The sequence below is a fragment of the Pseudomonas putida genome (genome assembly GCF_001636055.1).
In the GTDB taxonomy this organism is placed as follows: domain Bacteria; phylum Pseudomonadota; class Gammaproteobacteria; order Pseudomonadales; family Pseudomonadaceae; genus Aquipseudomonas; species Aquipseudomonas machongensis.
The window spans coordinates 5,135,531-5,160,453 of sequence record NZ_CP011789.1 but is presented as its reverse complement, the minus strand read 5'-3'; the positions used below and the strand labels follow the sequence as shown (position 1 = coordinate 5,160,453).

General features: G+C 62.3%; 26 protein-coding genes. 17 read left to right on the top strand and 9 right to left on the bottom strand.

Annotation, left to right across the window (positions count from 1 at the left end):
* The first annotated feature begins 303 nt into the window (after positions 1-303).
* The 4 genes from AB688_RS23225 to moaE all read left to right on the top strand — a co-directional run bounded on the left by AB688_RS23225 (position 304) and on the right by moaE (position 3,014).
* Complete coding sequence (locus AB688_RS23225) at positions 304-1,698, top strand: PhoH family protein (RefSeq protein ID WP_063546030.1); 1,395 nt, start codon at positions 304-306, stop codon at positions 1,696-1,698.
* Positions 1,699-1,849: 151 nt separating this feature from the next.
* The gene (gene moaC / locus AB688_RS23220; protein ID WP_054894923.1) at positions 1,850-2,320 is read left to right on the top strand and encodes a cyclic pyranopterin monophosphate synthase MoaC; all 471 of its coding nucleotides are present in this window, start codon (positions 1,850-1,852) and stop codon (positions 2,318-2,320) included.
* Positions 2,320-2,565: a MoaD/ThiS family protein gene (locus AB688_RS23215; RefSeq protein ID WP_063546029.1), complete on the top strand. Its 246-nt coding sequence runs from the start codon at positions 2,320-2,322 to the stop codon at positions 2,563-2,565. Before moaC ends, AB688_RS23215 begins: the two co-directional genes overlap by 1 nt.
* Before the next feature lie 2 nt (positions 2,566-2,567).
* On the top strand, positions 2,568-3,014 hold the full coding sequence (gene moaE / locus AB688_RS23210) for a molybdopterin synthase catalytic subunit MoaE (RefSeq protein ID WP_054894925.1): 447 nt from the start codon (positions 2,568-2,570) through the stop codon (positions 3,012-3,014).
* A gap of 143 nt (positions 3,015-3,157) precedes the next feature.
* Here the strand turns inward: moaE and rhlB are convergent, their stop codons facing one another.
* Both rhlB and AB688_RS23200 read right to left on the bottom strand, forming a co-directional pair.
* Positions 3,158-4,615, bottom strand: coding sequence for an ATP-dependent RNA helicase RhlB (gene rhlB, locus AB688_RS23205; RefSeq protein ID WP_054893970.1), 1,458 nt, complete (start codon positions 4,613-4,615; stop codon positions 3,158-3,160).
* 114 nt (positions 4,616-4,729) lie between these two features.
* Entirely contained in the window at positions 4,730-5,386 is a 657-nt protein-coding gene (locus AB688_RS23200; protein ID WP_063546028.1) for an alpha/beta hydrolase, read from the bottom strand.
* 336 nt (positions 5,387-5,722) lie between these two features.
* Between AB688_RS23200 and AB688_RS23195 the strand changes: the two genes are divergently transcribed.
* The 4 genes from AB688_RS23195 to AB688_RS23180 all read left to right on the top strand — a co-directional run bounded on the left by AB688_RS23195 (position 5,723) and on the right by AB688_RS23180 (position 9,880).
* The gene (locus tag AB688_RS23195; protein ID WP_054893972.1) at positions 5,723-6,751 is read left to right on the top strand and encodes an amino acid ABC transporter substrate-binding protein; all 1,029 of its coding nucleotides are present in this window, start codon (positions 5,723-5,725) and stop codon (positions 6,749-6,751) included.
* A gap of 67 nt (positions 6,752-6,818) precedes the next feature.
* Complete coding sequence (locus AB688_RS23190; RefSeq protein ID WP_063546027.1) at positions 6,819-7,997, top strand: amino acid ABC transporter permease; 1,179 nt, start codon at positions 6,819-6,821, stop codon at positions 7,995-7,997.
* A gap of 10 nt (positions 7,998-8,007) precedes the next feature.
* Positions 8,008-9,105, top strand: coding sequence for an amino acid ABC transporter permease (locus tag AB688_RS23185; RefSeq protein WP_063546026.1), 1,098 nt, complete (start codon positions 8,008-8,010; stop codon positions 9,103-9,105).
* Positions 9,106-9,115: 10 nt separating this feature from the next.
* A complete protein-coding gene (locus tag AB688_RS23180) occupies positions 9,116-9,880 on the top strand; it encodes an amino acid ABC transporter ATP-binding protein (protein ID WP_054893975.1) in 765 nt (254 codons plus the stop codon).
* A gap of 35 nt (positions 9,881-9,915) precedes the next feature.
* On the opposite strand, the gene algW is transcribed toward AB688_RS23180, so the two are convergent.
* Positions 9,916-11,076 carry a Do family serine endopeptidase AlgW gene (algW, locus tag AB688_RS23175; protein WP_063546025.1) on the bottom strand — a complete coding sequence of 387 codons (1,161 nt, stop codon included), beginning with the start codon at positions 11,074-11,076 and terminating at the stop codon, positions 9,916-9,918.
* A gap of 200 nt (positions 11,077-11,276) precedes the next feature.
* On the opposite strand from algW, the gene AB688_RS23170 reads away from it, so the two are divergent.
* The 3 genes from AB688_RS23170 to cysN all read left to right on the top strand — a co-directional run bounded on the left by AB688_RS23170 (position 11,277) and on the right by cysN (position 15,015).
* On the top strand, positions 11,277-12,035 hold the full coding sequence (locus AB688_RS23170; RefSeq protein ID WP_063546024.1) for a Nif3-like dinuclear metal center hexameric protein: 759 nt from the start codon (positions 11,277-11,279) through the stop codon (positions 12,033-12,035).
* A 145-nt stretch (positions 12,036-12,180) separates the two neighbouring features.
* On the top strand, positions 12,181-13,098 hold the full coding sequence (gene cysD, locus AB688_RS23165) for a sulfate adenylyltransferase subunit CysD (protein ID WP_009408193.1): 918 nt from the start codon (positions 12,181-12,183) through the stop codon (positions 13,096-13,098).
* Between the two features lie 15 nt (positions 13,099-13,113).
* On the top strand, positions 13,114-15,015 hold the full coding sequence (gene cysN, locus AB688_RS23160; RefSeq protein WP_054893978.1) for a sulfate adenylyltransferase subunit CysN: 1,902 nt from the start codon (positions 13,114-13,116) through the stop codon (positions 15,013-15,015).
* A gap of 61 nt (positions 15,016-15,076) precedes the next feature.
* Here cysN and AB688_RS23155 read toward each other — a convergent pair whose 3' ends face one another.
* From AB688_RS23155 to AB688_RS23145, 3 genes are all read right to left on the bottom strand, one after another.
* Positions 15,077-15,322: a bacteriocin immunity protein gene (locus AB688_RS23155; protein ID WP_063546023.1), complete on the bottom strand. Its 246-nt coding sequence runs from the start codon at positions 15,320-15,322 to the stop codon at positions 15,077-15,079.
* Positions 15,319-15,639, bottom strand: coding sequence for an S-type Pyocin (locus AB688_RS23150; RefSeq protein WP_054893980.1), 321 nt, complete (start codon positions 15,637-15,639; stop codon positions 15,319-15,321). Before AB688_RS23150 ends, AB688_RS23155 begins: the two co-directional genes overlap by 4 nt.
* Before the next feature lie 167 nt (positions 15,640-15,806).
* Positions 15,807-16,286: an Lrp/AsnC family transcriptional regulator gene (locus AB688_RS23145; RefSeq protein ID WP_054893981.1), complete on the bottom strand. Its 480-nt coding sequence runs from the start codon at positions 16,284-16,286 to the stop codon at positions 15,807-15,809.
* A 127-nt stretch (positions 16,287-16,413) separates the two neighbouring features.
* Here AB688_RS23145 and AB688_RS23140 point away from each other — a divergent pair, with 127 nt between their 5' ends.
* Positions 16,414-17,619 carry a methionine gamma-lyase gene (locus AB688_RS23140; RefSeq protein ID WP_063546022.1) on the top strand — a complete coding sequence of 402 codons (1,206 nt, stop codon included), beginning with the start codon at positions 16,414-16,416 and terminating at the stop codon, positions 17,617-17,619.
* 61 nt (positions 17,620-17,680) lie between these two features.
* On the opposite strand, the gene AB688_RS23135 is transcribed toward AB688_RS23140, so the two are convergent.
* The gene (locus AB688_RS23135) at positions 17,681-18,118 is read right to left on the bottom strand and encodes a YhcB family protein (protein WP_054893983.1); all 438 of its coding nucleotides are present in this window, start codon (positions 18,116-18,118) and stop codon (positions 17,681-17,683) included.
* Between the two features lie 136 nt (positions 18,119-18,254).
* Here AB688_RS23135 and AB688_RS23130 point away from each other — a divergent pair, with 136 nt between their 5' ends.
* The 3 genes from AB688_RS23130 to zapE all read left to right on the top strand — a co-directional run bounded on the left by AB688_RS23130 (position 18,255) and on the right by zapE (position 21,444).
* Complete coding sequence (locus AB688_RS23130) at positions 18,255-18,890, top strand: alpha/beta hydrolase (protein WP_063546021.1); 636 nt, start codon at positions 18,255-18,257, stop codon at positions 18,888-18,890.
* 25 nt (positions 18,891-18,915) lie between these two features.
* Positions 18,916-20,265 (top strand): tryptophan--tRNA ligase, encoded by a 1,350-nt coding sequence (locus tag AB688_RS23125; protein WP_054893985.1) that lies wholly within the window; start codon positions 18,916-18,918, stop codon positions 20,263-20,265.
* Positions 20,266-20,349: 84 nt separating this feature from the next.
* Positions 20,350-21,444, top strand: a complete 1,095-nt coding sequence (gene zapE / locus AB688_RS23120) for a cell division protein ZapE (protein ID WP_054893986.1) — start codon at positions 20,350-20,352, stop codon at positions 21,442-21,444.
* A 63-nt stretch (positions 21,445-21,507) separates the two neighbouring features.
* Here zapE and AB688_RS23115 read toward each other — a convergent pair whose 3' ends face one another.
* Both AB688_RS23115 and AB688_RS23110 read right to left on the bottom strand, forming a co-directional pair.
* Complete coding sequence (locus AB688_RS23115) at positions 21,508-22,404, bottom strand: GlxA family transcriptional regulator (protein WP_172964850.1); 897 nt, start codon at positions 22,402-22,404, stop codon at positions 21,508-21,510.
* Positions 22,405-22,641: 237 nt separating this feature from the next.
* Complete coding sequence (locus AB688_RS23110) at positions 22,642-23,682, bottom strand: NADP(H)-dependent aldo-keto reductase (RefSeq protein WP_063546020.1); 1,041 nt, start codon at positions 23,680-23,682, stop codon at positions 22,642-22,644.
* A 257-nt stretch (positions 23,683-23,939) separates the two neighbouring features.
* Here AB688_RS23110 and rplM point away from each other — a divergent pair, with 257 nt between their 5' ends.
* Both rplM and rpsI read left to right on the top strand, forming a co-directional pair.
* Positions 23,940-24,368, top strand: coding sequence for a 50S ribosomal protein L13 (rplM, locus tag AB688_RS23105; RefSeq protein ID WP_054893988.1), 429 nt, complete (start codon positions 23,940-23,942; stop codon positions 24,366-24,368).
* Between the two features lie 14 nt (positions 24,369-24,382).
* Positions 24,383-24,775, top strand: coding sequence for a 30S ribosomal protein S9 (rpsI, locus tag AB688_RS23100; RefSeq protein ID WP_054893989.1), 393 nt, complete (start codon positions 24,383-24,385; stop codon positions 24,773-24,775).
* Positions 24,776-24,923: the final 148 nt, after the last annotated feature.

Sequence of the window (24,923 nt, the reverse complement as noted above, 5' to 3'; positions counted from 1 at the left end):
CAGAGCCGAGGCAGAAAATCCAGGGTCCATCATTGACTGTAGTCCCCCGTCACCTTATCGCCAAGCGCGGTTCGTCATTCGGCAAAATAAACTTCACCGGAGCGTAAAAAGTCTTTTTTCCGTCACGCCTTTTGCGGTATGAAGGAATCAGACAGCCGATTCCTGCAGCACAGGTGGCGTCATCCAGGCCCTCCTTTGCCAGGTGCGCTCCCCGCCCGTAACGACGCGGATACGGGGAGAACGGCGGTCACTCTGCGGTGCAGCGAAGCTGTGCCGTCCTGCTTTCACATAAGGTGACCGAGTATGGATGACCAAGGACGCAACCCTTCCTCCACCCAGCCAATCCTGTATGTGCTCGATACCAACGTCCTGATTCACGATCCCAACGCTTTGCTCAACTTCGAGGAGCACCACGTCGCCATACCGATGACGGTGCTGGAGGAACTCGACAAGCTCAAGACCGGTAAACAGACCATCGCCGCCGAATGTCGCCAGGCCATTCGCCTGATCGACCAGACCCTCGGTGATGCATCGCCCAACGATGTCGAGCAAGGGGTGCCGATCCAGCGTGGCAAGGGCGGGCCGAAGGGCTTCCTGTCGATCCTGATGAGCCCGCGCAACGAACCGAACCGGCTGCTGCCGGAAAACCTCAACGACAACATCATCATCAACCAACTGCTGGAGCTGCGTGCCAGGCGGGCTGACCTGGACGTGGTGCTGGTCACCAAAGACATCAACATGCGCCTGAAGGCGCGCGCCTGTGGCATCGCCGCCGAGGACTACAGCACCGACCAATTGGTCGACGATGTGTCCCTGCTCTCGAAGGGCTACCACTCGGTCACCGGCTCCTTCTGGGACCGGGTCAGCAAGGTCGACACCCGCCAGGAACGGGGCCGCACCTGGCATCGCGTACAACTGATCGACAACCTGCCGGCTGTGCACGTCAATGAGTTCATCATCGACGAGCAAGGCTTCGTCGGCTGGATCAAGGGCATTCGCGAGAACGAGCTGCTATTGCTCGACCTGCACCAGGAGCCGCTGCTGCATCAGGAAGCCTGGGGCCTCAAGCCCCGCGACATCCACCAGAGCCTGGCGCTGTTCGCCCTGCTCGACCCGGACATCCACCTGGTCAATCTCACCGGCGCGGCCGGCTCGGGCAAAACCATCCTGGCACTGGCTGCAGCCATCGAGCAGACCATGGTCAGCAAGCGCTACCGGCGTATCATCGCCACCCGCAGCGTGCAGGGGCTGGACCAGGAGATCGGCTTCCTGCCGGGCACCGAGGCGGAAAAAATGGAGCCCTGGCTGGGCGCCATCACCGACAACCTCGAGGCGTTGCACATGGATGACGAAAGCACCCATGGCAGTGTCGAATACATCCTCGAACGGGTCCCGCTGCAGTTCAAGTCGCTGAACTACATCCGTGGCCGCAGCTTCCAGCAGAGCCTGATCCTGATCGACGAATGCCAGAACCTCACCCCGCACCAGATGAAGACCATCATCACCCGTGCAGGCTCTGGCTCCAAGGTGGTCTGCCTGGGCAACCTGGCGCAGATCGACACCCCCTACCTGTCCGCGACCAGCTCGGGCCTGACCTACCTGACCGAGCGCTTCAAGGACTTCCCCCATGGCGTGCACATCACCCTGCAGGGTGTGCCGCGTTCGGTACTGGCCGAGTACGCCGAGTCGCATCTGTAGACTCGGATCGCTCATTACGCAGGCTCGCCCGCTCCCACACGGTTGTGGGGGCGGGCGAGCCCTGTTATGAGGCCGAGCCTGCCGACACATTCCCCTGCGCAAAGCTGACCCACAGGTTTACACTCTGCTTTCCCTTCACAGGAGCAGAGCAGTGCTGACTCATCTCGATTCCCAGGGGCGTGCCAACATGGTCGACGTCACTGAAAAAGCCGTGACTGCGCGCGAGGCGATCGCCGAGGCACGGGTGCGCATGTTGCCGCAGACCTTGCGGATGATCGTCGACGGCGAGCATCCCAAGGGCGATGTGTTCGCCGTGGCGCGCATCGCAGGTATCCAGGCGGCGAAGAAGACCAGCGACCTGATCCCGCTGTGCCATCCGCTGATGCTCACCAGCGTCAAGGTCGAGCTGGCTGCCGAAGGCGAAGATGTGGTGCATATCGTTGCCCGTTGCAAGCTGGCCGGGCAGACCGGTGTCGAGATGGAGGCCCTGACCGCCGCCAGCGTCGCGGCGCTGACGATCTACGACATGTGCAAGGCCGTGGACAAGGGCATGGTCATCGAGCAGGTGCGCCTGCTGGAGAAGCTCGGCGGCAAGAGCGGCCACTACAAGGTGGAGGGGTGATGAAGATCAAGGCCCTCTATTTCGCCCGTTACCGTGAGCTGCTTGGCGTTGATGCCGAGCGTCTGGAAGGGGATTTCAAGGTGCTCGACGACGTGCGCCAGGCGCTGGTTGCCAGAGGCGGCGTTTACGCCGTGCTGGCCGAGCAGAACCTGATGTGCGCGCGTAACGAGGAGCTGTGCAGGCTCGATGAGCCGGTCGAGGACGGCGATGAGCTTGCCTTCTTCCCGCCGGTGACCGGAGGTTGAGCATGGGCGTACGGGTACAGCAGGCGGCGTTCGACCCCGGTTCCGAGGTCAATGCCATGCACGCTGCCAATGTTGGCGTGGGCGCGGTGGTGGGGTTCGTCGGTTATGTGCGCGACTTCAACGATGGTCGCGAAGTGGCGGGGATGTTTCTCGAGCACTACCCAGGCATGACCGAGAAGGCCCTGGCCAAGATCGTGGTCGAGGCCGAGCAGCGCTGGCCGTTGCTCAAGGTCGAGGTGCTGCACCGCATCGGCGCGCTGGAGCCGGGTGAGCCGATCGTGTTCGTGGGTGTCGCCAGTGCCCATCGGCAGGCCGCGTTCGATGCCTGCAACTTCATCATGGACTATCTCAAGACCCGGGCGCCGTTCTGGAAGAAGGAGAACACTCAGGAAGGTCCGAGGTGGGTCGAAGGCAGGCAGAGTGACCAGGATGCTGCCGGGCGCTGGTAGAACCTCTGCCTGATGGCCGGGGCGTTGCCCCGGTTCGCGGGCAAGTCGGCGCCTACAGGTACCCGCTGCCCTCAGGTCCAGCACATTACCTGTGGGAGCGGAGGTGCGGCGACCCGACTTGCCCGTGAAGAATCCAGTACCGATCAGTGATGCTTGCGCGGCACTGGCGTGAGCAATTCATCCGGCGGCATCTCGCACTTGATCTTGCGCCCCAGCAGTTCCTCGATCGCCGGCAACTGGTAGGAGTCATCCTCGCCGGCAAAACTGATCGACACACCACTGGTGCCTGCACGGCCGGTACGGCCGATGCGGTGCACGTAGTCGTCCGGGTCTTCCGGCAGGGTGAAGTTGATCACGTGGCTGATACCGTCGATATGGATCCCGCGCCCGGCCACGTCGGTGGCCACCAGCACGGTGATGCGCCCTTCGCGGAAGTTTTCCAGGGTACGGATGCGCTTGTGCTGCGGCACATCGCCCGACAGTTGGGCGGCATTGATGCCGTCGCGCACCAGCTTCTCCTCGATGCGCCGCACCTCGTCCTTGCGGTTGGCGAAGACCATCACCCGTTCCCACTTGTTCTGCGTGACCAGGTTGTACAGCAGCTTGTACTTGTCGCTGCCCGCCACGGCATAGACGTGCTGCTCGACCGTCTCGCTGGCGACGTTCTCCGGCTCGATCTCGACGATGGCCGGATCAGTGGTCCACTGCTTGGCCAGGTTCATGACGTCGTCGGTGAAGGTGGCGGAGAACAGCAGGGTCTGGCGTTCGCTCTTGGGCGGGGTCTGGCGGATGATCTGGCGGACCTGTGGGATGAAGCCCATGTCGAGCATGCGGTCGGCTTCGTCCAGCACCATCACCTCGACCATATCCAGGTGCACTTCGCCGCGTTGCTGGAAGTCCAGCAGGCGGCCCGGGGTGGCGACCAGGATGTCGCAGTAGCGCTTTTCCAGGGCCTTGAGCTGCTTGTCGTACTCCATGCCGCCGACGAAGCTCATCACGTTCAGCCCGCTGTACTTGGTCAGGGCCTCGGCGTCCTTGGCGATCTGCACCACCAGTTCGCGGGTCGGGGCGATGATCAGGGCACGCGGCTCGCCCATGTAGCGTTCCTTGGGCGGCGGGGTCTGCTGCAGCTGCGAGATGATCGAGATCAGGAACGCGGCCGTCTTGCCGGTGCCGGTCTGGGCCCGGCCGATGGCATCCTGGCCACGCAGGGTGTAACCCAGGACCTGGGCCTGGATCGGCGTGCAGTAGGGGAAGCCCAGGTCGTGGATGGCATGCATCAGCTCGTTGGAGAGCTTGAAGTCGTGGAAGCGGGTCTTGCCTTCCTGAGGCTCGACCACGAAGTCCTCGGGCTTCCACAGGCTGGCCTGGGGCTTGGGTTTGCGCTCACGGCGGGTTTTTTCCCGGGGCGGCTCGACAGGCGCGGCTTCAGCCTTGGCCACAGGTTCGGGCTGGCTGCGCGGCGCAGACTTCGCTCTTGGCGGTTTCGGGGGCCGGGCCGGTGCAGGCTGAGGCGTGGGTGCAATCACGGGGGCAGCGGGCGCGACGGCCTGTGGGGCGGCGTCTCCCTTGCCGAATATTTTCTTGAGTGCCTTGAGCACGGTCGTCTCGTCAACTGGTTAAGGAATGTACGCCGGGCAGTGTAATGCAAGATCCAGGCTCGGCGTAGTACCGGGTGTAGTCCAATGCGCCGACGGCTACAGGCGCACGTCGATTTACAGCAGGCGCTTGGCCAGCCAGTCGTGGATATCGCTCAGTTCCTCGACCACCACCTCGTGTTCCATGGGGTATTCGTGCCAGCGCGCGGCCACGCCCCAGGTGTTCAGGTACTCGAAGGCCGTGCGGCCCATCGACGGGATCACCACCGGGTCATGCACGCCATGCAGGCATAGGGCCGGGGTACGTTGCTGGCAAGCGCTGAGCTGATGGCTTTCGTTGAAGGTCGGTGCGTAGGTGGACAGGGCGATCACCCCGCCGAGCGCTTCCTGCCACTTTATATAGGCGGTATGCAGCACTACGGCGCCGCCCTGGGAAAATCCGGCGAGGATGATCCTCGACAGGTTGATGCCCTTGGCCTGCTCGGCCTTGATCAGCTCGATGACCTGGTCGGCCGATTCTTCAAGTTGCGCCTCGTCGATGGCCCGGGCCGGGGTCATGGCCTTGATGTCGTACCAGCTCGGCATGGCATAGCCGCCGTTGATGGTGACCGGCCGGGTCGGCGCCTGGGGCATGATGAAACGGGTGCTTTGCAGACGTTCCTGCATGAATTCGGCCACCGGTAGGAAGTCGTAACGGTCGGCCCCCAGGCCGTGCAACCAGATCACACAGGCGTCGGCGGTCTTCTGGGGTTCGAGAATCAGCGGGTTGGTCATGACTGCTCCGAAAAAGTGCGTAAGAACTTATTGAGTGCGTAAAAAGAAGGCGCTGGTGGTTAGTGCCATAAAAAGATGTCGCAACTCTACAACTTTACCCCCTTGACGCATGCTTAAACGCTTAAGGCGGCAACTATGGTACGCGCTTTGCTACGTTCGTACCGATGCGATGGACGGGGACCTGAACGGTAACACCCGCCCACGTGGATGGAAGGCTGTCACAGAACAGCCCATTGCGCCAATTGACCCAAAAACAAGCCAACAAGGGTCGGATGCGCCTCATAAGGGTGCGGTGCAATTCCGGCTCGGTACAACAAGAGCATTTGGAGGTTGTTGATGAAGATGTTGAAAACCACGCTGGCAGTCCTGACCGCTGCCGCCACCCTGGGCACCGTGGGCGCCGCCCAGGCTGGCGCCACGCTCGATGCGGTAAAGAAGAAGGGCTTCGTCCAGTGTGGCGTGAGCGACGGCCTCCCGGGCTTCTCCGTTCCTGACGCCCAAGGCAAGATCGTCGGCATCGACGCCGACGTCTGCCGCGCCGTGGCTGCCGCCGTGTTCGGCGACGCCACCAAGGTCAAGTTCAGCCAGCTCAACGCCAAGGAGCGCTTCACCGCGCTGCAGTCCGGCGAAGTCGACGTACTGTCGCGCAACACCACCTGGACCAGCTCGCGTGACGCTGGCATGGGCCTGGTATTCGCCGGTGTCACCTACTATGACGGCGTGGGCTTCCTGGTGAACAAGAAGCTGGGCGTTTCCAGCGCCAAGGAGCTCGATGGCGCGACCATCTGCATCCAGGCCGGTACCACCACCGAGCTGAACGTCTCCGACTACTTCCGCGCCAATGGCCTGAAATACACCCCGATCACCTTCGACACCTCTGACGAGAGCGCCAAGTCGCTGGAGTCCGGTCGTTGCGACGTGCTGACCTCCGACAAGTCGCAGCTCTACGCACAGCGCTCCAAGCTGGCGGCTCCCACCGAGTACGTGGTGCTGCCGGAAACCATCTCCAAGGAGCCCCTGGGCCCGGTCGTGCGTAAAGGCGACGAGGAGTGGTTCAGCATCGTCAAGTGGACCCTCTACGCCATGCTCAACGCCGAAGAAGCAGGCGTGACCTCGAAGAACGTCGAGGCCGAAGCCAAATCCACCAAGAACCCTGACGTCGCCCGCCTGCTGGGTGCCGACGGCGAGTACGGCAAGGACCTGAAACTGCCCAAGGACTGGGTAGTGCAGATCGTCAAGCAAGTCGGCAACTACGGTGAAGTATTCGAGAAGAACCTGGGCAAGAGCACCCCGCTGGAAATCGACCGCGGCTTGAATGCCCTGTGGAACAACGGCGGCATCCAGTACGCACCGCCTGTGCGCTGATGGCTGCCCCCCGCGACGGCATCCGGCCGTCGCGGGTCGTTCGACTCCCTTCTTTTCGGGGCATTTCATGCAAAATCATATCGGCGCACGGAAAGGGTTATCCCTGAGCGATCCACGTGTGCGCGCGTGGCTGTTCCAGATCCTCACGGTCGTGGCCGTGATCGGCCTGGGCTGGTACCTCATCCACAACACCCAGACCAACATGCAGCACCGAGGGATCACCTCGGGCTTCGACTTTCTCGAGCGCAGTGCCGGTTTCGGCATCGCCCAGCACCTGATCGACTACACCGAAGCCGACACCTATGCACGGGTGTTGCTGGTTGGCCTGCTCAATACCCTGCTGGCAAGCGTCATCGGCATCATCATCGCCACCGTGCTTGGCTTCGTCGTCGGCGTTGCCCGGTTATCCTCGAACTGGGTGATCAGCAAGCTGGCGGCCGTTTACGTCGAGACCTTCCGTAACATTCCACCGCTGCTGCAGATCCTGTTCTGGTACTTCGCGGTATTCACCGCCCTGCCGGGGCCACGCGGCAGCATCAACATCGATGACCTGTTCTTCATCAGCAGCCGTGGCGTGAACATGCCCGGAGCCTCCATCGGCGAAGGGTTCTGGCCGTTCGTCGTGGCGGTGCTGCTGGCGGTCGTGGCCACTGCCCTGATGGTGCGCTACGCCAACAAACGCTTCGATGAAACCGGCCAGCCGTTCCACAAGTTCTGGGTAGGGCTGGCGCTGCTCGTTGGCATTCCCGGTATCAGCGCGCTGCTGTTTGGCAACCCATTGCAGTGGGAAGTGCCGCAGCTCAAAGGTTTCAACTTCGTCGGCGGCTGGGTGCTGATTCCCGAATTCCTCGCGCTGACCCTGGCACTGTCGATCTACACCGCCGCCTTCATCGCCGAAATCGTGCGCGCGGGTATCCGCTCGGTCAGCCATGGCCAGACCGAAGCGGCCCGTTCGCTGGGGCTGCGCGAAGGGCCGACCTTGCGCAAGGTCATCATTCCGCAGGCGATGCGGGTGATCATTCCGCCGCTGACCAGCCAATACCTGAACCTGACGAAGAACTCGTCGCTCGCGGCGGTCATCGGCTATCCGGAATTGGTGTCGCTGTTTGCCGGCACGGTGCTGAACCAGACCGGCCAGTCGGTCGAGGTCATGGCGATCACCATGGCTGTGTATCTGACGATCAGCATCAGCATCTCGTTGCTGATGAACTGGTACAACAAGCGCATTGCGCTGATCGAGCGGTGAGGACAGGCGCATGACTTCCCATGTTTTCAAACCCGATATGCCGCCACCGGTGAAGACCGTCGGCGTGCTGGCGTGGATGCGCGCCAACCTGTTCTCCAGCTGGATCAACACGCTGTTGACCCTGTTCGCGATCTACCTGATCTGGCTGATCGTGCCGGCACTGCTGCAGTGGGCGTTCCTGGACGCCAACTGGACGGGCACGACCCGCGCGGACTGCACCAAGGACGGCGCATGCTGGGTGTTCATCCAGCAACGCATCGGCCAGTTCATGTACGGCTATTACCCGAGCCAGTTGCGCTGGCGGGTCGACCTGACCGTGTGGCTGGGCGTGATCGCCGCCGCACCGCTGTTCATCCGCCGGTTCCCGCGCAAGGTGCCCTACGGTATTGGTTATCTGGTGCTGTATCCGATCCTCGCCTACCTGCTGCTGCACGGTGGCAGCTTCGGCCTGACGCTGGTGCCGACCTCGCAATGGGGCGGCCTGATGCTGACCTTGGTCATTGCGACCGTAGGCATCGCCGCAGCCTTGCCGCTGGGCATCCTGCTCGCACTGGGACGGCGCTCGAAGATGCCGGTGGTCAAGGCCGTGTCGGTGACTTTCATCGAGTTCTGGCGTGGCATTCCGCTGATCACCGTGCTGTTCATGTCGTCCGTGATGCTGCCGCTGTTCATGCCCGAGGGCACGAGCTTCGACAAGCTGCTGCGGGCGATGATTTTCGTGATCCTGTTCGAGTCGGCCTACATTGCCGAGGTGGTTCGCGGCGGCCTGCAGGCGATTCCCAAGGGGCAGTACGAGGCAGCCGCGGCGATGGGGCTGGGCTATTGGCGTGCCATGGGCCTGGTGATCTTGCCGCAGGCCCTGAAGCTGGTGATCCCCGGCATCGTCAACACCTTCATCGCGCTGTTCAAGGACACCAGCCTGGTGATCATCATCGGCCTGTTCGACCTGCTCAACAGCACCCGCCAAGCCACGGCAGATCCTGCCTGGCTCGGCATGGCGACCGAGGGCTACGTGTTCGCGGCCCTGGTCTACTGGATTTTCTGTTTCGGTATGTCCCGCTACTCCATGCACCTGGAGCGCAAGCTGGACACTGGCCACAAGCGTTAGGAGTTTCGAAATGAGTGAAGCGATCAAGCAGCCTGCCGGCCCCGAAGGCATCATCCAGATGCAGGGTGTGAACAAGTGGTATGGCCAGTTCCATGTGCTCAAGGATATCAATCTGAACGTACGTCAGGGCGAGCGCATCGTCCTGTGCGGGCCGTCCGGCTCGGGCAAGTCCACCACCATCCGCTGCCTGAACCGATTGGAAGAGCACCAGCAGGGGCGCATCGTCGTCGATGGCGTGGAGCTGACCAACGACCTCAAGCAGATCGAGGCGATCCGTCGTGAAGTCGGCATGGTGTTCCAGCACTTCAACCTGTTCCCGCACCTGACCATCCTCGAGAACTGCACCCTGGCACCGATGTGGGTTCGCAAGATGCCCAAGCGCAAGGCCGAGGAAATTGCCATGCATTACCTGGAGCGTGTGCGTATTCCAGAGCAGGCGCACAAGTTTCCGGGGCAGTTGTCGGGCGGTCAGCAGCAACGTGTGGCCATTGCCCGCGCGCTGTGCATGAAGCCCAAGATCATGCTGTTCGACGAGCCGACTTCGGCACTCGATCCGGAAATGGTCAAGGAGGTGCTCGACACCATGGTCGGCCTGGCCGAAGACGGCATGACCATGCTCTGCGTCACCCACGAGATGGGCTTCGCCCGCACCGTGGCGAACCGGGTGATCTTCATGGACAAGGGCGAGATCGTCGAGCAGGCCTCGCCGGATGACTTTTTCGACCGGCCGCGCAGTGACCGGACCAAGTTGTTCCTGAGCCAGATCCTGCACTGATGTGACTGGGGCCGCAAAGCGGCCCCATCTTGTTGTTACTTTTCTTCCTTGGTCGCCACCGGCGCCGGTGGCGGACGCAGCCCGACCTCGGCAATCAGCTTCAACTGCTTGCCATTGCGCATCACCTCGATGCTGATCTTCTCGCTGGGTTTGATTCGTGCCACCTGGTTCATCGACCTGCGACCATCGCCGGCCGGCTCGCCATTGATGCTCATGATCACGTCACCCAGTTGCAGCCCCGCACGCTGGGCCGGGCCGTCGCGGAAAATACCGGCGACAACGATGCCCGGACGCCCCTGCATGCCGAACGACTCGGCCAACTCTTCGCTCAATGGCTGCACCTCGATGCCCAGCCAGCCGCGAATCACCTGGCCATGCTCGACGATCGACTTCATCACCTCCAGCGCAAGCTTGGCGGGGATGGCGAAACCGATACCCTGCGAACCGCCGGATTTGGAGAAGATCGCGGTGTTGATGCCGATCAGATTGCCGTTGGCGTCGACCAGTGCACCGCCGGAGTTGCCCGGGTTGATGGCCGCGTCGGTCTGGATGAAGTCTTCGTAGTTGTTCAGCCCCAGCTGGTTGCGGCCGGTGGCGCTGATGATGCCCATGGTCACGGTCTGGCCGACGCCGAAGGGGTTGCCGATGGCCAGGCAGACATCGCCGATGTGGATGTTGTCGGAGCGGCCGATGGTGATGGCTGGCAGGTTCTTCAGGTCGATCTTCAGCACCGCCAGGTCGGTTTCCGGGTCGCTGCCGATGACCCGGGCCAGGGTCTCGCGGCCATCCTTGAGCGCCACCACGATCTGGTCGGCCCCGCTGGTCACGTGGTTGTTGGTCAGCAGGTAGCCTTCAGGGCTCATGATCACCGCCGAGCCCAGGCTCGACTCCCAGCGCCGCTGCTTGGGCAGGTTGTCGCCGAAGAAACGACGGAACTGCGGGTCTTCGAACAGCGGATGGGCGCTCTTGTTCACCACTTTGGTGGTGTACAGGTTGGCGACCGCGGGCGCCGCCAGGGTGACGGCGTCGGCATAGCTGACCGGGCCCTGCATGATCCGGGAAGTCTGCGGTGCCTGTTGCAGGTTGACGTCCTGGCTGGGCAGGCCGACCCATTCCGGGAAACGCTGGATGATCAGTGCGGCGATCAGTACGCCAGTGAGCAGGGGCCAGCCAAAGTAACGCAAAGCCTTGAGCATCGAATGAATCCTGGAAATGGGACGAGGGCCGGGGCGCGAACGCGCGCGATCATACACCTCGGTGATCGGTGAGGGTATGGATCGCGAAGCAGCCGAAGCTGATGTACGCCGGTTTCCCCGAGTCCGGCGACGGCCCATAATGGCGCCCAGTATACGAGGCCTGGCGCCCGTTGAAGCAGCGAATTACGAGGAGATTTTCCATGGCCGTCGCCCTTAGCACCCTGGTCGAGGAAGCCGAGCGCTACCTGTCCAGCGCCAAGATCCAGGATTACTGCCCCAACGGCCTGCAGGTCGAGGGGCGTCCGCAGGTCAGCCGCATCGTCACGGGCGTCACGGCCAGCCAGGCCTTGCTCGATGCCGCAGTCGAAGCCGAGGCCGACCTGGTGCTGGTGCACCATGGCTACTTCTGGAAGGGCGAGAGCCCGTGCATCACCGGGATCAAGCAGCGACGCATCAAGACCCTGCTCAAGCACGACATCAGCCTGCTGGCCTTCCACCTGCCGCTGGACGTGCACCCTGAGGTGGGCAACAACGTGCAGTTGGCGCGCCAGCTCGACATCACCGTCGAAGGCCCTCTCGACCCCGAAAACCCGCGGGTGGTCGGCCTGATCGGCTCGCTCGCCGAGCCCATGTCGGCCGGCGATTTCGCCCGCCGCGTGCGCGAAGTCATGGGCCGCGAGCCGCTGTTGGTCGAGGGGGAGGGGATGATCCGCCGGGTCGGCTGGTGTACCGGTGGCGGCCAGGGCTATATCGACAACGCCATCGCCGCGGGTGTCGACCTGTTCATCAGCGGCGAGGCCTCCGAGCAGACGTACCACAGCGCGCGCGAGAACGGCATCAGCTTCATTGCAGCAGGGCACCACGCCACCGAACGCTATGGGGTGCAGGCGCTGGGCGACTACCTGGCCAAGCGCTTTGCCCTGGAGCACCTGTTCATCGATTGCCCGAATCCGATTTAGGCAGGTGCGGTCCTCAAACCCCCAGTCATATCATTAGACCGTTTCGATCTAGCAGCCCGCCTAAATAGAATCAGGCGCTGTGATAAAGTGGCTCGCTCGAACACGGCCCGCTGGCCGTCCATAAGATCGTTTTTCGTGAGTAGCCATGGTCGACAAACTGACGCACTTGAAACAGCTGGAGGCGGAGAGCATCCACATCATCCGCGAGGTGGCCGCCGAGTTCGACAACCCGGTGATGCTGTACTCGATCGGCAAGGACTCCGCCGTGATGCTGCACCTGGCGCGCAAGGCTTTCTTCCCGGGCAAGCTGCCGTTCCCGGTGATGCACGTCGACACCCAGTGGAAATTCCAGGAGATGTACCGCTTCCGCGACAAGATGGTCGAGGAAATGGGGCTGGAGCTGATCACCCACGTCAACCCCGAGGGTGTGGCGCAGGGGATCAACCCCTTCACCCACGGCAGCTCCAAGCACACCGACATCATGAAGACCCAAGGCCTGAAGCAGGCCCTGGACAAGCATGGTTTCGACGCCGCCTTCGGTGGCGCGCGCCGCGATGAAGAGAAGTCGCGGGCCAAGGAGCGCGTCTACTCGTTCCGCGACAGCAAGCACCGCTGGGACCCGAAGAACCAGCGTCCGGAGCTGTGGAACGTCTACAACGGCAAGGTCAACAAGGGCGAGTCGATCCGCGTCTTCCCGCTGTCGAACTGGACCGAGCTGGACATCTGGCAGTACATCTACCTCGAAGGCATCCCGATCGTGCCGCTGTACTTCGCCGCCGAGCGTGAAGTCATCGAGAAGAACGGCACCCTGATCATGATCGACGACGATCGCATCCTCGAGCACCTGAGCGACGAGGAGAAGGCGCGCATCGTCAAGAAGAAGGTGCGTTTCCGTACCCTGGGCTGCTACCCGTTGACGGGCGCTGTCGAGTCCGAAGCCGAAACGCTGACCGACATCATTCAGGAAATGCTTCTGACGCGTACTTCCGAGCGTCAGGGCCGAGTCATCGACCACGATGGCGCCGGCTCCATGGAAGACAAGAAACGTCAGGGCTACTTCTAACTTCAGGGTTACTCCATGTCGCACCAATCCGATTTGATCAGCGAAGACATCCTCGCTTATCTGGCTCAGCACGAGCGCAAAGAACTGCTGCGTTTCCTCACCTGCGGCAACGTGGATGACGGCAAGAGCACCCTGATCGGGCGCCTGCTGCACGACTCCAAGATGATCTACGAGGACCACCTCGAGGCCATCACCCGTGACTCGAAGAAGTCCGGTACCACGGGCGAGGAAGTCGACCTGGCGTTGCTGGTCGATGGCCTGCAGGCCGAGCGCGAGCAGGGCATCACCATCGATGTCGCCTACCGCTACTTCTCCACCGCCAAGCGCAAGTTCATCATCGCCGACACCCCGGGCCACGAGCAGTACACCCGCAACATGGCTACCGGCGCCTCGACCTGCGACCTGGCGATCATCCTGGTCGATGCCCGCTACGGCGTGCAGACTCAGACCCGCCGCCACAGCTATATCGCCTCGTTGCTGGGCATCAAGCACATCGTCGTCGCGATCAACAAGATGGACCTCAAAGGCTTTGACGAGCAGGTCTTCGAGTCGATCAAGGCCGACTACCTGAAGTTCGCCGACGCCATCGACCTGAAGCCGTCGAGCCTGCACTTCGTGCCGATGTCGGCGCTCAAGGGCGACAACGTCGTCAACCGCAGCGAGCGCTCGCCGTGGTACACGGGCCCGGCGCTGATGGAGATCCTCGAGACCGTCGAGGTTTCGGCTGACCGCAACGTCACCGATCTGCGTTTCCCGGTGCAGTACGTCAATCGCCCGAACCTGAACTTCCGCGGCTTTGCCGGCACCATCGCCAGTGGCGTGGTGCACAAGGGCGACGATATCGTGGTGCTGCCGTCGGGCAAGAGCAGCCGCGTCAAGTCCATCGTCACCTACGAGGGCGAGCTGGAGAACGCAGGCCCAGGTCAGGCCGTGACCCTGACCATGGAAGACGAGATCGACATCTCCCGCGGCGATCTGCTGGTGCATGCCGACAACGTCCCGCAGGTGGCCGACCAGTTCGAGGCCATGCTGGTGTGGATGGCCGAGGAGCCAATGCTTCCGGGCAAGAAGTACGACATCAAGCGCGCCACCAGCTATGTGCCAGGCTCGATTGCCAGCATCACCCACAAGGTCGATGTGAACACCCTGGAGCAGGGCGCCGCCAGTGCGCTGCAACTGAACGAGATCGGTCGCGTCAAGGTCGCCCTGGACGCCGCCATCGCGCTGGACGGCTACGACAGCAACCGCACCACCGGTGCGTTCATCGTCATCGATCGCCTGACCAACGGCACCGTCGGCGCCGGCATGATCATCGCGCCGCCGGTGCTGCCGCACGGCGGCACCGGTCAGCACGGCAAGCTCGCCCACGTCTCCACCGAGGAGCGTGCCCTGCGCTTCGGCCAGCAGCCAGCTACCGTGCTGTTCAGTGGCCTGTCGGGCGCCGGCAAGAGCACCCTGGCCTACGCCGTGGAGCGCAAGCTGTTCGACATGGGCCGTGCTGTCTACGTGCTCGACGGCCAGAACCTGCGCCATGACCTGAACAAGGGCTTGCCGCAGGATCGCGCCGGTCGCACCGAGAACTGGCGTCGCGCCGCTCACGTGGCGCGCCAGTTCAACGAAGCCGGCCTGCTGACCCTGGCCGCCTTCGTCGCCCCGGATGCCGAAGGCCGCGAGCAGGCCAAGGCGCTGATCGGCAAGGAACGCCTGGTGACCGTCTACGTCCAGGCTTCGCCGCTGGCGTGCCGCGAGCGCGACCCACAGGGCCTGTATGCCGCCGGTGGCGACAACATCCCGGGTGAAAGCTTCCCGTTCGATGTGCCGCTGGATGCGGACCTGGTGATCGACACCCAGAGCACCAGCGTCGAGGACGGCGTGAAGCAAGTGCTGGATGTGCTGCGCCAGCGCGGCGCGATCTGACGTTCGCTGCTGCACCAGAAACCCCGCTTCGGCGGGGTTTTCTGTTGATGGCCAGACCCATTCAGGCCAGCCCATTGGCCTGCCGCCACGTCATCACCTTTTGAACTATGCTGTTCGCCGACTCGCTGGTGCCTGATTCAGGGTGATAGATGAGGTCTGACCCCTGCGGATGAGAGGTGATGTCGATGAAGTGCTCCAGCAACCCATCCTGGAACTCGGACGAACCTTGTGCGGTGATGAGCATTTCGACCAGTGATTCGAACTCGTCAGGTGCGTAGTCGTTCAGCTGTTGCCTGAAGGTGATCATTCCTCGACCTCCGAGGACAGCGCATATTGCAGGGCGCTCATGATCCGCATGTTGTCCATGTCGTACACCACTGCGCTGAGCTCCGGTGGCAAGAGGTGGCAGATCTGGTAGGAGCGCAAGCCTCTGGCCGTTTCACCGAACGGCGCGCGAGGCGCCCAGCCTTTCTTGATTCGGTTCAATTGCGATTCGACAAATTGCTTCGAAAGTACCGGGTCTTCGGCGATGGTCATCCAGAAGGTGCTGGAGAACTGGTCGAAGCTTGTGAAATGGTGTCCGGCGAGTTTTTGGGCAATGTGAGTGGGGATGGGTGTGGCCATGCTGTTAGTGCTCCTTGTGCATGACAGGGTGAGGTGCCCCATGATCAACGCTTGGTCAGCCAGGGAATAGATTCCGATTGCCGAGTTCTGCGCGGGTTGTTTTCGTGTGGCGAGTCAGAAAACTCCGCTACTGGTGTCGTCCAGGGCTGGCACCCACTGCAAGACGCCTAGATATGCTTCTCCCCCACCGGAATCACCCGCCTTTCCTTCACCGCCTTGTACGAAAAGCTCGAATAGATTTCCTTCACCCCGGGCAGTGTCTGCAGCACTTCGCGGGCGAATTCGCCGAAAGACTCCAGGTCCCGCGCGAGGACCTCCAGGAGAAAGTCATAGCGCCCCGAGATGTTATGGCAGGCGACGATTTCCGGGATTTCCATCAGGCGCTTCTCGAAGGCGCGGGCAGCGTCCTTGTTGTGCGATTCCATCATGATGCTGACGAATGCAGTGACACCAAAGCCCAGAGACTTGGGCGAAAGGATGGCCTGGTAGCCGGTAATGTAGCCGCCTTCCTCCAGCAGCTTTACCCGACGCCAGCAAGGTGAGGTGGTCAGGGCGACCTGGTCGGCGAGGTCGGCGACGGTGAGGCGGGCGTTGTCTTGCAGGGCGCCGAGCAGGGCGCGGTCCGTTCGGTCGAGAGGGGCTGGCATGGTATGCCCTTTTTTCGGTCTGATTGTTGTTTTTGTTCCAGAACTGCCGATGTTCACGGGGCAATTTGGAAAAAAATCCGGTGTGCCAAGGCATAAGCTTAGAACAAACAACAAGGAGGCTGTTGTCATGCGCGCCACTGTCGACAAGACCGGTTTTTCCACGCGGGCCATTCACCATGGCTACGACCCGCAGTCCCACGGTGGTGCGCTGGTGCCGCCGGTCTACCAGAACGCGACCTACGCGTTCGAAAGCGTCGAGTATGGTGCGGCCTGTTTTGCCGGCGAGCAGGCCGGGCATTTCTACAGCCGTATCTCCAACCCGACCCTGGCCCTGCTCGAGCAGCGCATGGCTTCGCTTGAAGGTGGCGAGGCGGGCCTGGCGCTGGCCTCGGGGATGGGCGCCATCACTTCAACGCTGTGGACGCTGCTGCGTCCCGGTGATGAGCTTATCGTCGGCGATACCCTGTATGGCTGCACCTTCGCTTTCCTGCACCATGGCATCGGCGAATTCGGCGTCAAGGTGAAACATGTCGATCTGAACGATCCCGCTGCGCTCGAGGCGGCGATCACCTCCAGTACACGGATGATCTATTTCGAAACCCCGGCCAACCCCAACATGCACCTGGTGGACATCGCCGCAGTGGTGGGCGTGGCGCGCCAGCATGAGCTGCTGGTGGTGATCGACAACACCTACTGCACCCCCTATCTGCAACGCCCGCTGGAGCTGGGCGCGGACCTGGTGGTGCATTCGGCGACCAAGTACCTCAGTGGCCATGGCGATATCACCGCCGGGTTGGTGGTAGGGCGCAAGGCGCTGATCGACCGCATTCGCCTGGAAGGCTTGAAGGACATGACCGGCGCCGTGCTGTCGCCGCACGACGCATCGCTGCTGATGCGCGGTATGAAAACCCTGGCCCTGCGCATGGACCGCCATTGCAGCAACGCCCTGCGCGTGGCGCAGTTCCTGGAGCGTCATCCGCAGGTCGAGCTGATTCATTACCCGGGCCTGCCTAGCTTTGCGCAGTTCGGCCTGGCGCAGCGGCAGATGCGTTTGCCGGGCGGGATGATTGCGTTCGAGCTCAAGGGTGGCATCCAGGCGGGGCGACGCTTCATGAACGCGTTGCAGCTGTTCAGGCGTGCAGTGAGCCTGGGGGATGCCGAGTCGCTGGCGCAGCACCCGGCGAGCATGACCCATTCGAGCTATACGCCCGAGGAACGGGCGCAGCATGGGATTTCCGAGGGGTTGGTGCGGTTGTCGGTGGGCCTGGAGGATGTCGACGACCTGCTGGCAGATCTTGGGCAGGCCCTCGGGAGCCGTGTTCGAGTTGAGTGATGGCCACTTCTCACGGGCACAAAAAAGGCCGCTTTTAGCGGCCTTTGTCATGCTTGCTGGGTCAACGCTTGAGGCCGTAGCTCTCGTCGAGCATGCCTGGCGAGTTCGGCGCCTTGGGCGCGTAGTCGCGTGGGACTTCGGCGGTATCCTTCGGCGGTGTCAGGCGATCGCGCGGACCTTGCGCGGCTTCGGAGTGCAACGAAGCGAGCAGGCGCTGACGGGTCAGTTCGTCCAGGGCCAGGCGATTGGCCCCGTCGGCCAGGTGATCCTGCACATCCTGGTAGCTCTGGGTCAGTTTCTTGACCAGCGAAGCAGTGCTGTTGAAGTGGGTGACCACTTCGTTCTGGTAATTGTCGAAACGCTGCTGGATGTCATCCAGCTGGCGTTGCGTACTGCTGGGAGCCGCGTTGGGGAGAAGGCGGGCCAGGGCGAAACCGACGACGACACCAACGACCAGTGCCAGGGTCGGCAGCAACCAAACAAGGAGCGAGTGTTCCACGAGTCCTTCCTCTATAAACGGCTTTGCTTTACGTTAACGGCTCAGACCTGCGCTGTATACCGCGAGCAATCGCAAATCAGAACAGATTTCCCCCCTCTAGACGAATCGACCCCCCTCGAGGTCACGGAGTAGTGCCTTGCTTGTCCGCGAAACCCCCTTGTTCATCGACGGCCCCAGTGGCCCGCTGGAAGCCTTGTACCTGGACGTGGCCGATGCCCGCGGCGTGGTGCTGATCTGCCACCCCAACCCGGTCCAGGGCGGCACCATGCTCAACAAGGTGGTCTCGACGCTGCAACGCACGGCTCGCGATGCCGGCTACAGCACCCTGCGCTTCAACTACCGTGGCGTCGGCCAGAGTGCCGGCAGCCACGACATGGGGGCTGGCGAAGTGGCCGATGCCGAGGCCGCCGCGGCCTGGCTGCGCGACAAACACCCTGAGCGGGCGCTGGTACTGATGGGCTTCTCGTTCGGGGGCTTCGTCGCCGCCAGCCTGGCCGGACGCCTCGAGGCCGACGGGGTGACGCTGCAACATCTGTTCATGATTGCCCCGGCGGTGATGCGCCTGACCGAGCAGTTCCCGCTGGCGCAGCAGTGCCCGACCACCGTGGTCCAGCCCGACGCCGACGAGGTGGTCGATCCTGCGCTGGTCTATGAATGGTCCGACACACTGACGCGCCCCCATGAGCTGCTGAAAGTGGCAGAATGCGGACATTTCTTCCATGGCAAGCTGACCGATCTGAAGGATCTGGTGCTGCCGCGTCTTTCGAACTGAGCCAAGCCTGAATAAGCGATCACCCATGACCACGCGCATTCTCACCGGTATCACCACCACCGGCACTCCGCACCTGGGCAACTACGCCGGTGCCATCCGCCCGGCGATCCTCGCCAGCCAGCAGCCCGGTGCCGACTCGTTCTACTTCCTGGCCGACTATCACGCCCTGATCAAGTGCGACGACCCGCTGCGCATCCAGCGCTCGCGCCTGGAAATCGCCGCCACCTGGCTGGCCGGTGGCCTGGATCCGGACAAGGTCACGTTCTACCGTCAGTCCGACATTCCCGAGATCCCCGAGCTGACCTGGCTGCTGACCTGCGTGGCTGCCAAGGGCCTGCTCAATCGTGCCCACGCCTACAAGGCCTCGGTCGACAAGAACCTGGAAAACGGCGAAGACCCGGATGCCGGTGTGTCCATGGGCTTGTACAGCTATCCGGTGCTGATGGCTGCCGACATCCTGATGTTCAACGCACACAAGGTCCCGGTCGGTCGCGACCAGATCCAGCACGTTGAAATGGCCCGTGACATCGGCCAGCGCTTCAACCACCTGTTCGGCCAGGGCAAGGAGTTCTTCGTCCTGCCCGAGGCGGTGATCGAGGAGAGCGTGGCCACGCTTCCGGGCCTGGACGGTCGCAAGATGTCCAAGAGCTACGACAACACCATTCCGCTGTTCACCAGCGCCAAGGACATGAAGGACGCCATCTCGCGCATCGTCACCGATTCGCGTGCCCCAGGCGAGGCGAAGGATCCGGACAACTCGCACCTGTTCACCCTGTACCAGGCCTTTGCCAGCGCCGCACAAGCCGGCGAGTTCCGCGAAGAGCTGCTGCAGGGCCTGGGCTGGGGCGAGGCGAAAAGCCGCCTGTTCCAGTTGCTCGACGGCCAGCTGGCCGAGAAGCGCGAGCACTACCATCAACTGATCTCGCGGCCGTCGGACCTGGAAGACATCCTCCTGGCCGGCGCCGCCAAGGCCCGCAAGATTGCCACGCCGTTCCTCGAGCAGTTGCGTGAGTCGGTGGGCCTGCGCTCCTTCCGCAGCAGCGTCCAGGTCAACGCCGAAGTGAAGAAGAAGGCCGCCAAGAGCGCGCGCTTCGTCAGCTTCCGCGATGAAGACGGCAGCTTCCGCTTCCGCCTGCTGGCCGCCGATGGCGAGCAACTGTTGCTGTCGCGCAGCTTCGCCGACGGCAAGAGTGCAGGCGCGGTGAGCAAGCAACTGCAGCAGGGTGGCGAGGCGGATGTGCGTGTAGATGGCCTGGGCTTCAGCCTGTGGCTCGATGGCGAGCAGGTGGCCGACGGGCCGCAGTTCGCCGATGCAAGCGCCCGTGATGCGGCGGTGCTGAGCCTGCGTGAGGCGTTGGCGCCCCAGCAGGACTGAGGCATATTGACACAAGTCTGATTGCCATTAAGCGGGCCGGTCGCTACAGTGACGGCCCGTTTTTTGTTGCCTCGCTAACGAATCATGACGCCCCTAGAACGATATCAAGCAGATCTGAAACGCCCCGATTTCTTCCATGACGCGGCGCAGGAAACGGCTGTGCGTCACTTGCAGCGCCTGTACGACGACCTGGTCGCCGCGCAGAACAACAAGCCGGGCGTGTTCGGCAAGCTGTTCGGCAAGAAGGAGCAGACGCCGGTCAAAGGCCTGTATTTCTGGGGCGGGGTAGGGCGTGGCAAGACCTATCTGGTCGACACCTTCTTCGAGGCGCTGCCGTTCAAGGAGAAGATGCGCACCCACTTCCACCGCTTCATGAAGCGTGTGCACGAGGAAATGAAAACCCTCAAGGGTGAGAAGAACCCGCTGACCATCATCGCCAAGCGCTTCTCCCAGGAAGCCAAGGTGATCTGCTTCGATGAGTTCTTCGTGTCCGACATCACCGATGCGATGATCCTCGGCACCTTGATGGAAGAACTGTTCAAGAACGGCGTCTCGTTGGTGGCGACCTCCAACATCGTGCCGGACGGCCTGTACAAGGACGGCCTGCAGCGTGCGCGCTTCCTCCCGGCCATCGCCATGATCAAGCAGTACACCGATGTAGTGAACGTCGACAGTGGCGTCGACTATCGCTTGCGCCACCTGGAGCAGGCGGAGCTGTTCCACTTCCCGCTCAACGAAGCTGCCCACGAGAGTCTGCGCGCCAGTTTCAAGGCACTGACCCCCGATTGCACCCAGGCGGTCGAGAACGACGTGCTGATGATCGAGAATCGCGAGATCCACGCGTTGCGCACCTGTGACGACGTCGCCTGGTTCGACTTCCGCGCCCTGTGCGACGGTCCGCGTAGCCAGAACGACTACATCGAGCTGGGCAAGATCTTCCATGCCGTGCTGTTGAGTAATGTCGAGCAGATGGGCGTCACCACCGACGACATCGCCCGCCGCTTCATCAACATGGTCGACGAGTTCTATGATCGCAACGTCAAGCTGATCATTTCGGCCGAAGTCGAGCTCAAGGACCTGTACACCGGTGGACGCCTGAGCTTCGAGTTCCAGCGTACGCTCAGCCGACTGCTGGAAATGCAGTCCCACGAGTTCCTGGCGCGCGCGCACAAACCCTGAAGCAGTACCTGTCCCCTGGCATGAACGGGCTTGCCCCGCTCTTGCCAGGGGAGGCTGGTGTTCTCAGGCTTCCTGCATGAACTGCTGCCGATACTGGTTCGGCGACAGTTCAGTGTGCTGGCGGAAGAGCCGGGCGAAGAAGCTCGCGTCGTCGTACCCCACCTCATAACTGATGGTCTTGATGCTCTTGCGGGTGCTCGAGAGCAAGCCCTTGGCTGTCTCGATGCGCAGGCGCTGCAGGTAGTGCAGTGGCTTGTCCCCGGTCGCGCTCTGGAAGCGGCGCATGAAGTTGCGGATGCTCATGCCATGGTTGCGCGCCACGTCCTCGAAGCGGAACTTGTCGGCGAAGTGCTCCTCCAGCCAGTGCTGGATCTGCAGGATGATCAGGTCCTGGTGCAGCTTCTGGCCGCCAAAGCCCATGCGCCCTGGCGTGTAGTTGCGCTGCACTTCGTAGAGGATGTCGCGAGCCACCGCCCGCGCGACGTTGGCGCCGCAGAAGCGCTCGATCAGGTAGATGTACAGGTCGCAGGCCGAGGTGGTGCCGCCGGCGCAGTACAGGTTGTCGGCGTCGGTCAGGTGCTTGTCCTGATTCAGGCGGATGGTGGGGAAGCGTTCGGCGAAGCTGTTGAAGAAACGCCAGTAGGTGGTCGCCTCCTTGCCATCGAGCAGGCCTGACTCGGCGAGCCAGAACACGCCGCTGGCTTCACCGCACAGCACGGCGCCACGGGCGTGCTGCTCACGCAGCCAGGGTAGGACTTGCGGGTATCGGGCGAGCAGGTTGTCGAAGTCGTCCCAGAACGCCGGCAGGATGATCACATCGGCGTCACCCAGGCCACTGTCCACGGGGAGTTGTACGTCGCTGAAGCTGTCCACCGGCTGGCCGTCAGGGCTCACCAGGTGAATTTCGAACATCGATTGCAGCCCCAGGCCCAGTTGCTTGCTGTAACGCAGGCTGGCCAGGTGGAAGAAGTCCTTGGCCTGCATCAGTGTCGAAGCGAACACCTTATCAATGGCCAGGATGCTGACGCGCCGCAACGACGCGGAGGGTTGGGTAAACATCATTGTCATTGTTCTTATAGGGTAGAGTGGTCAATCACCGGCTGGATCGTCTTATTTTTTGGCGATTGTGTCTACCCCGAAGAAATGCGCTGCCTTCTTCGCGGGCCTACCTGCGAAGAAGGCAGCAATGCTATCGCCTCAAGGCGCCGGATTCGGCTGCCCCTGGTGAATCGCCTCGATCGCCGCCAGTAGTTCGTCGCCAAGTTTCAGTTCGATGCTTGCCAGGTTGCTGCGCAACTGCTCGAGGCTGGTCGCCCCGATGATGTTGCTGGTCACGAACGGCTGGCGGGTGACGAACGCCAGGGCCATCTGTGCCGGATCCAGGCCATGTTCGCGGGCCAATTGCACGTAGCGGCTGCAGGCGGCCACGGTCTGCGGGTTGGAGTAGCGGGCGAAGCGGCTGAACAGGGTCAGGCGTGCGTTTTCAGGGCGCGCGCCGTTTTCGTACTTGCCCGACAGCATGCCGAAGGCCAGCGGCGAATAAGCCAGCAGGCCGCACTGCTCGCGGATCGCTACTTCCGCCAGGCCCACCTCGAAGCTGCGATTGAGCAGGTTGTACGGGTTCTGGATCGACACTGCCCGTGGCCAGCCCCGGCCTTCGGCCAGGTGCAGGAATTTCATGGTGCCCCACGGCGTTTCGTTGGACAGGCCGATGTGGCGGATCTTGCCGGCGCGCACTTGCTCGTCGAGCACCTCCAGCGTTTCCTCCAGCGGCGTGAACAGGTCGTTGGGCAGGTGCTGGTAGCCCAGCTTGCCGAAGAAGTTGGTCGAACGTTCCGGCCAGTGCAGTTGGTAGAGGTCGATGCGGTCGGTCTGCAGGCGCTTGAGGCTTTCGTCCAGCGCGGCGACGATGTGCTGGCGGTTGTGCTTGAGCTGGCCGTCGCGGATATGGCTGATGCCGTTGCCGGGGCCGGCGACTTTGCTGGCGAGGATCCAGTCGTCACGGTCGCCATTGGCGGCGAACCAGTTGCCGATGATGCGTTCGGTGGCCGCGTAGGTCTCCGGGCGCGGCGGCACCGGGTACATTTCGGCGGTATCGATGAAGTTGATGCCGGCGGTCTTGGCCAGGGCGATCTGCTCGAAGGCCTCATCCTGGACGTTCTGCTCACCCCAGGTCATGGTGCCCAGGCACAGTGCGCTGACGTTGAGGTCGGTACGGCCGAGCTTGCGGTATTCCATCGGAAGGCTCTCTGCTGGACAAAGAAACCATCAAAGCAGGTTGAAAATCTTTGCGCAATCTGGATAATGCTGGGCCTCTCCGTGTGGCGGAAGTGATGCACCACCACGCAGGAAGAACCCCGTCGATCATGGGCGTGCCCGACCCGAGCCCCCAAAAGCGTCCGTGCTCGGCTGCGCGCTTGCCCTTGGCAAGTTGTGCACTATCCAGTAAGATTCGCCGTCTATTTTTCGCTGGGCGGCCTCTGAGGCTTTAGAGAATGAAAACTTTTACTGCTAAACCGGAAACAGTAAAGCGCGAGTGGTTCGTAATCGATGCCGCTGGTCAGACCCTGGGTCGTCTGGCTACCGAAATCGCTACCCGTCTGCGCGGCAAACACAAGCCTGAGTACACTCCTCACGTTGACACCGGCGACTACATCGTCGTCATCAACGCCGAGCAGGTTCGTGTAACTGGTGCCAAGTCTTCGGACAAGATGTACTACTCCCACTCCGGCTTCCCAGGTGGCATCAAGGAAATCAGCTTCGAGAAGCTGATCGACAAGGCCCCTGAGCGCGTCATCGAGACCGCGGTCAAAGGCATGCTGCCGAAGAACCCGCTGGGTCGCGACATGTACCGCAAGCTGAAAGTGTACGCGGGTGCTACCCACCCTCACACTGCTCAGCAGCCTCAAGAACTGAAGATCTAACGGGATAGTTCATTATGTCGGCGACTCAAAATTACGGCACTGGCCGTCGCAAGACCGCAACCGCTCGCGTTTTCCTGCGTCCGGGTACTGGTAACATCTCCATCAACAACCGTCCTTTGGACACTTTCTTCGGCCGCGAAACCGCTCGCATGGTTGTTCGCCAGCCGCTGGAACTGACCGAGACCGTTGAGAAGTTCGACATCTACGTCACCGTCGCCGGTGGTGGTGTCAGCGGTCAGGCCGGTGCTATCCGCCACGGTATCACCCGCGCCCTGATGGAATACGACGAAACCCTGCGTGGCGCTCTGCGTCGTGCTGGCTACGTCACCCGCGACGCTCGTGAAGTCGAGCGTAAGAAAGTGGGTCTGCGTAAAGCGCGTAAGCGTCCTCAGTACTCCAAGCGTTAATACCGCTTCGGCAGTCGAAAAAGCCCGGTTCCCTGGAACCGGGCTTTTTTTATGTCTTGAACTAACCTGTCAGCATGTCCGGGCCGAGTTGCCACATAGACGCAGATCAAGCAAAGCGAGGGTTGTAGCCCGAACCAGGGGTAATCAC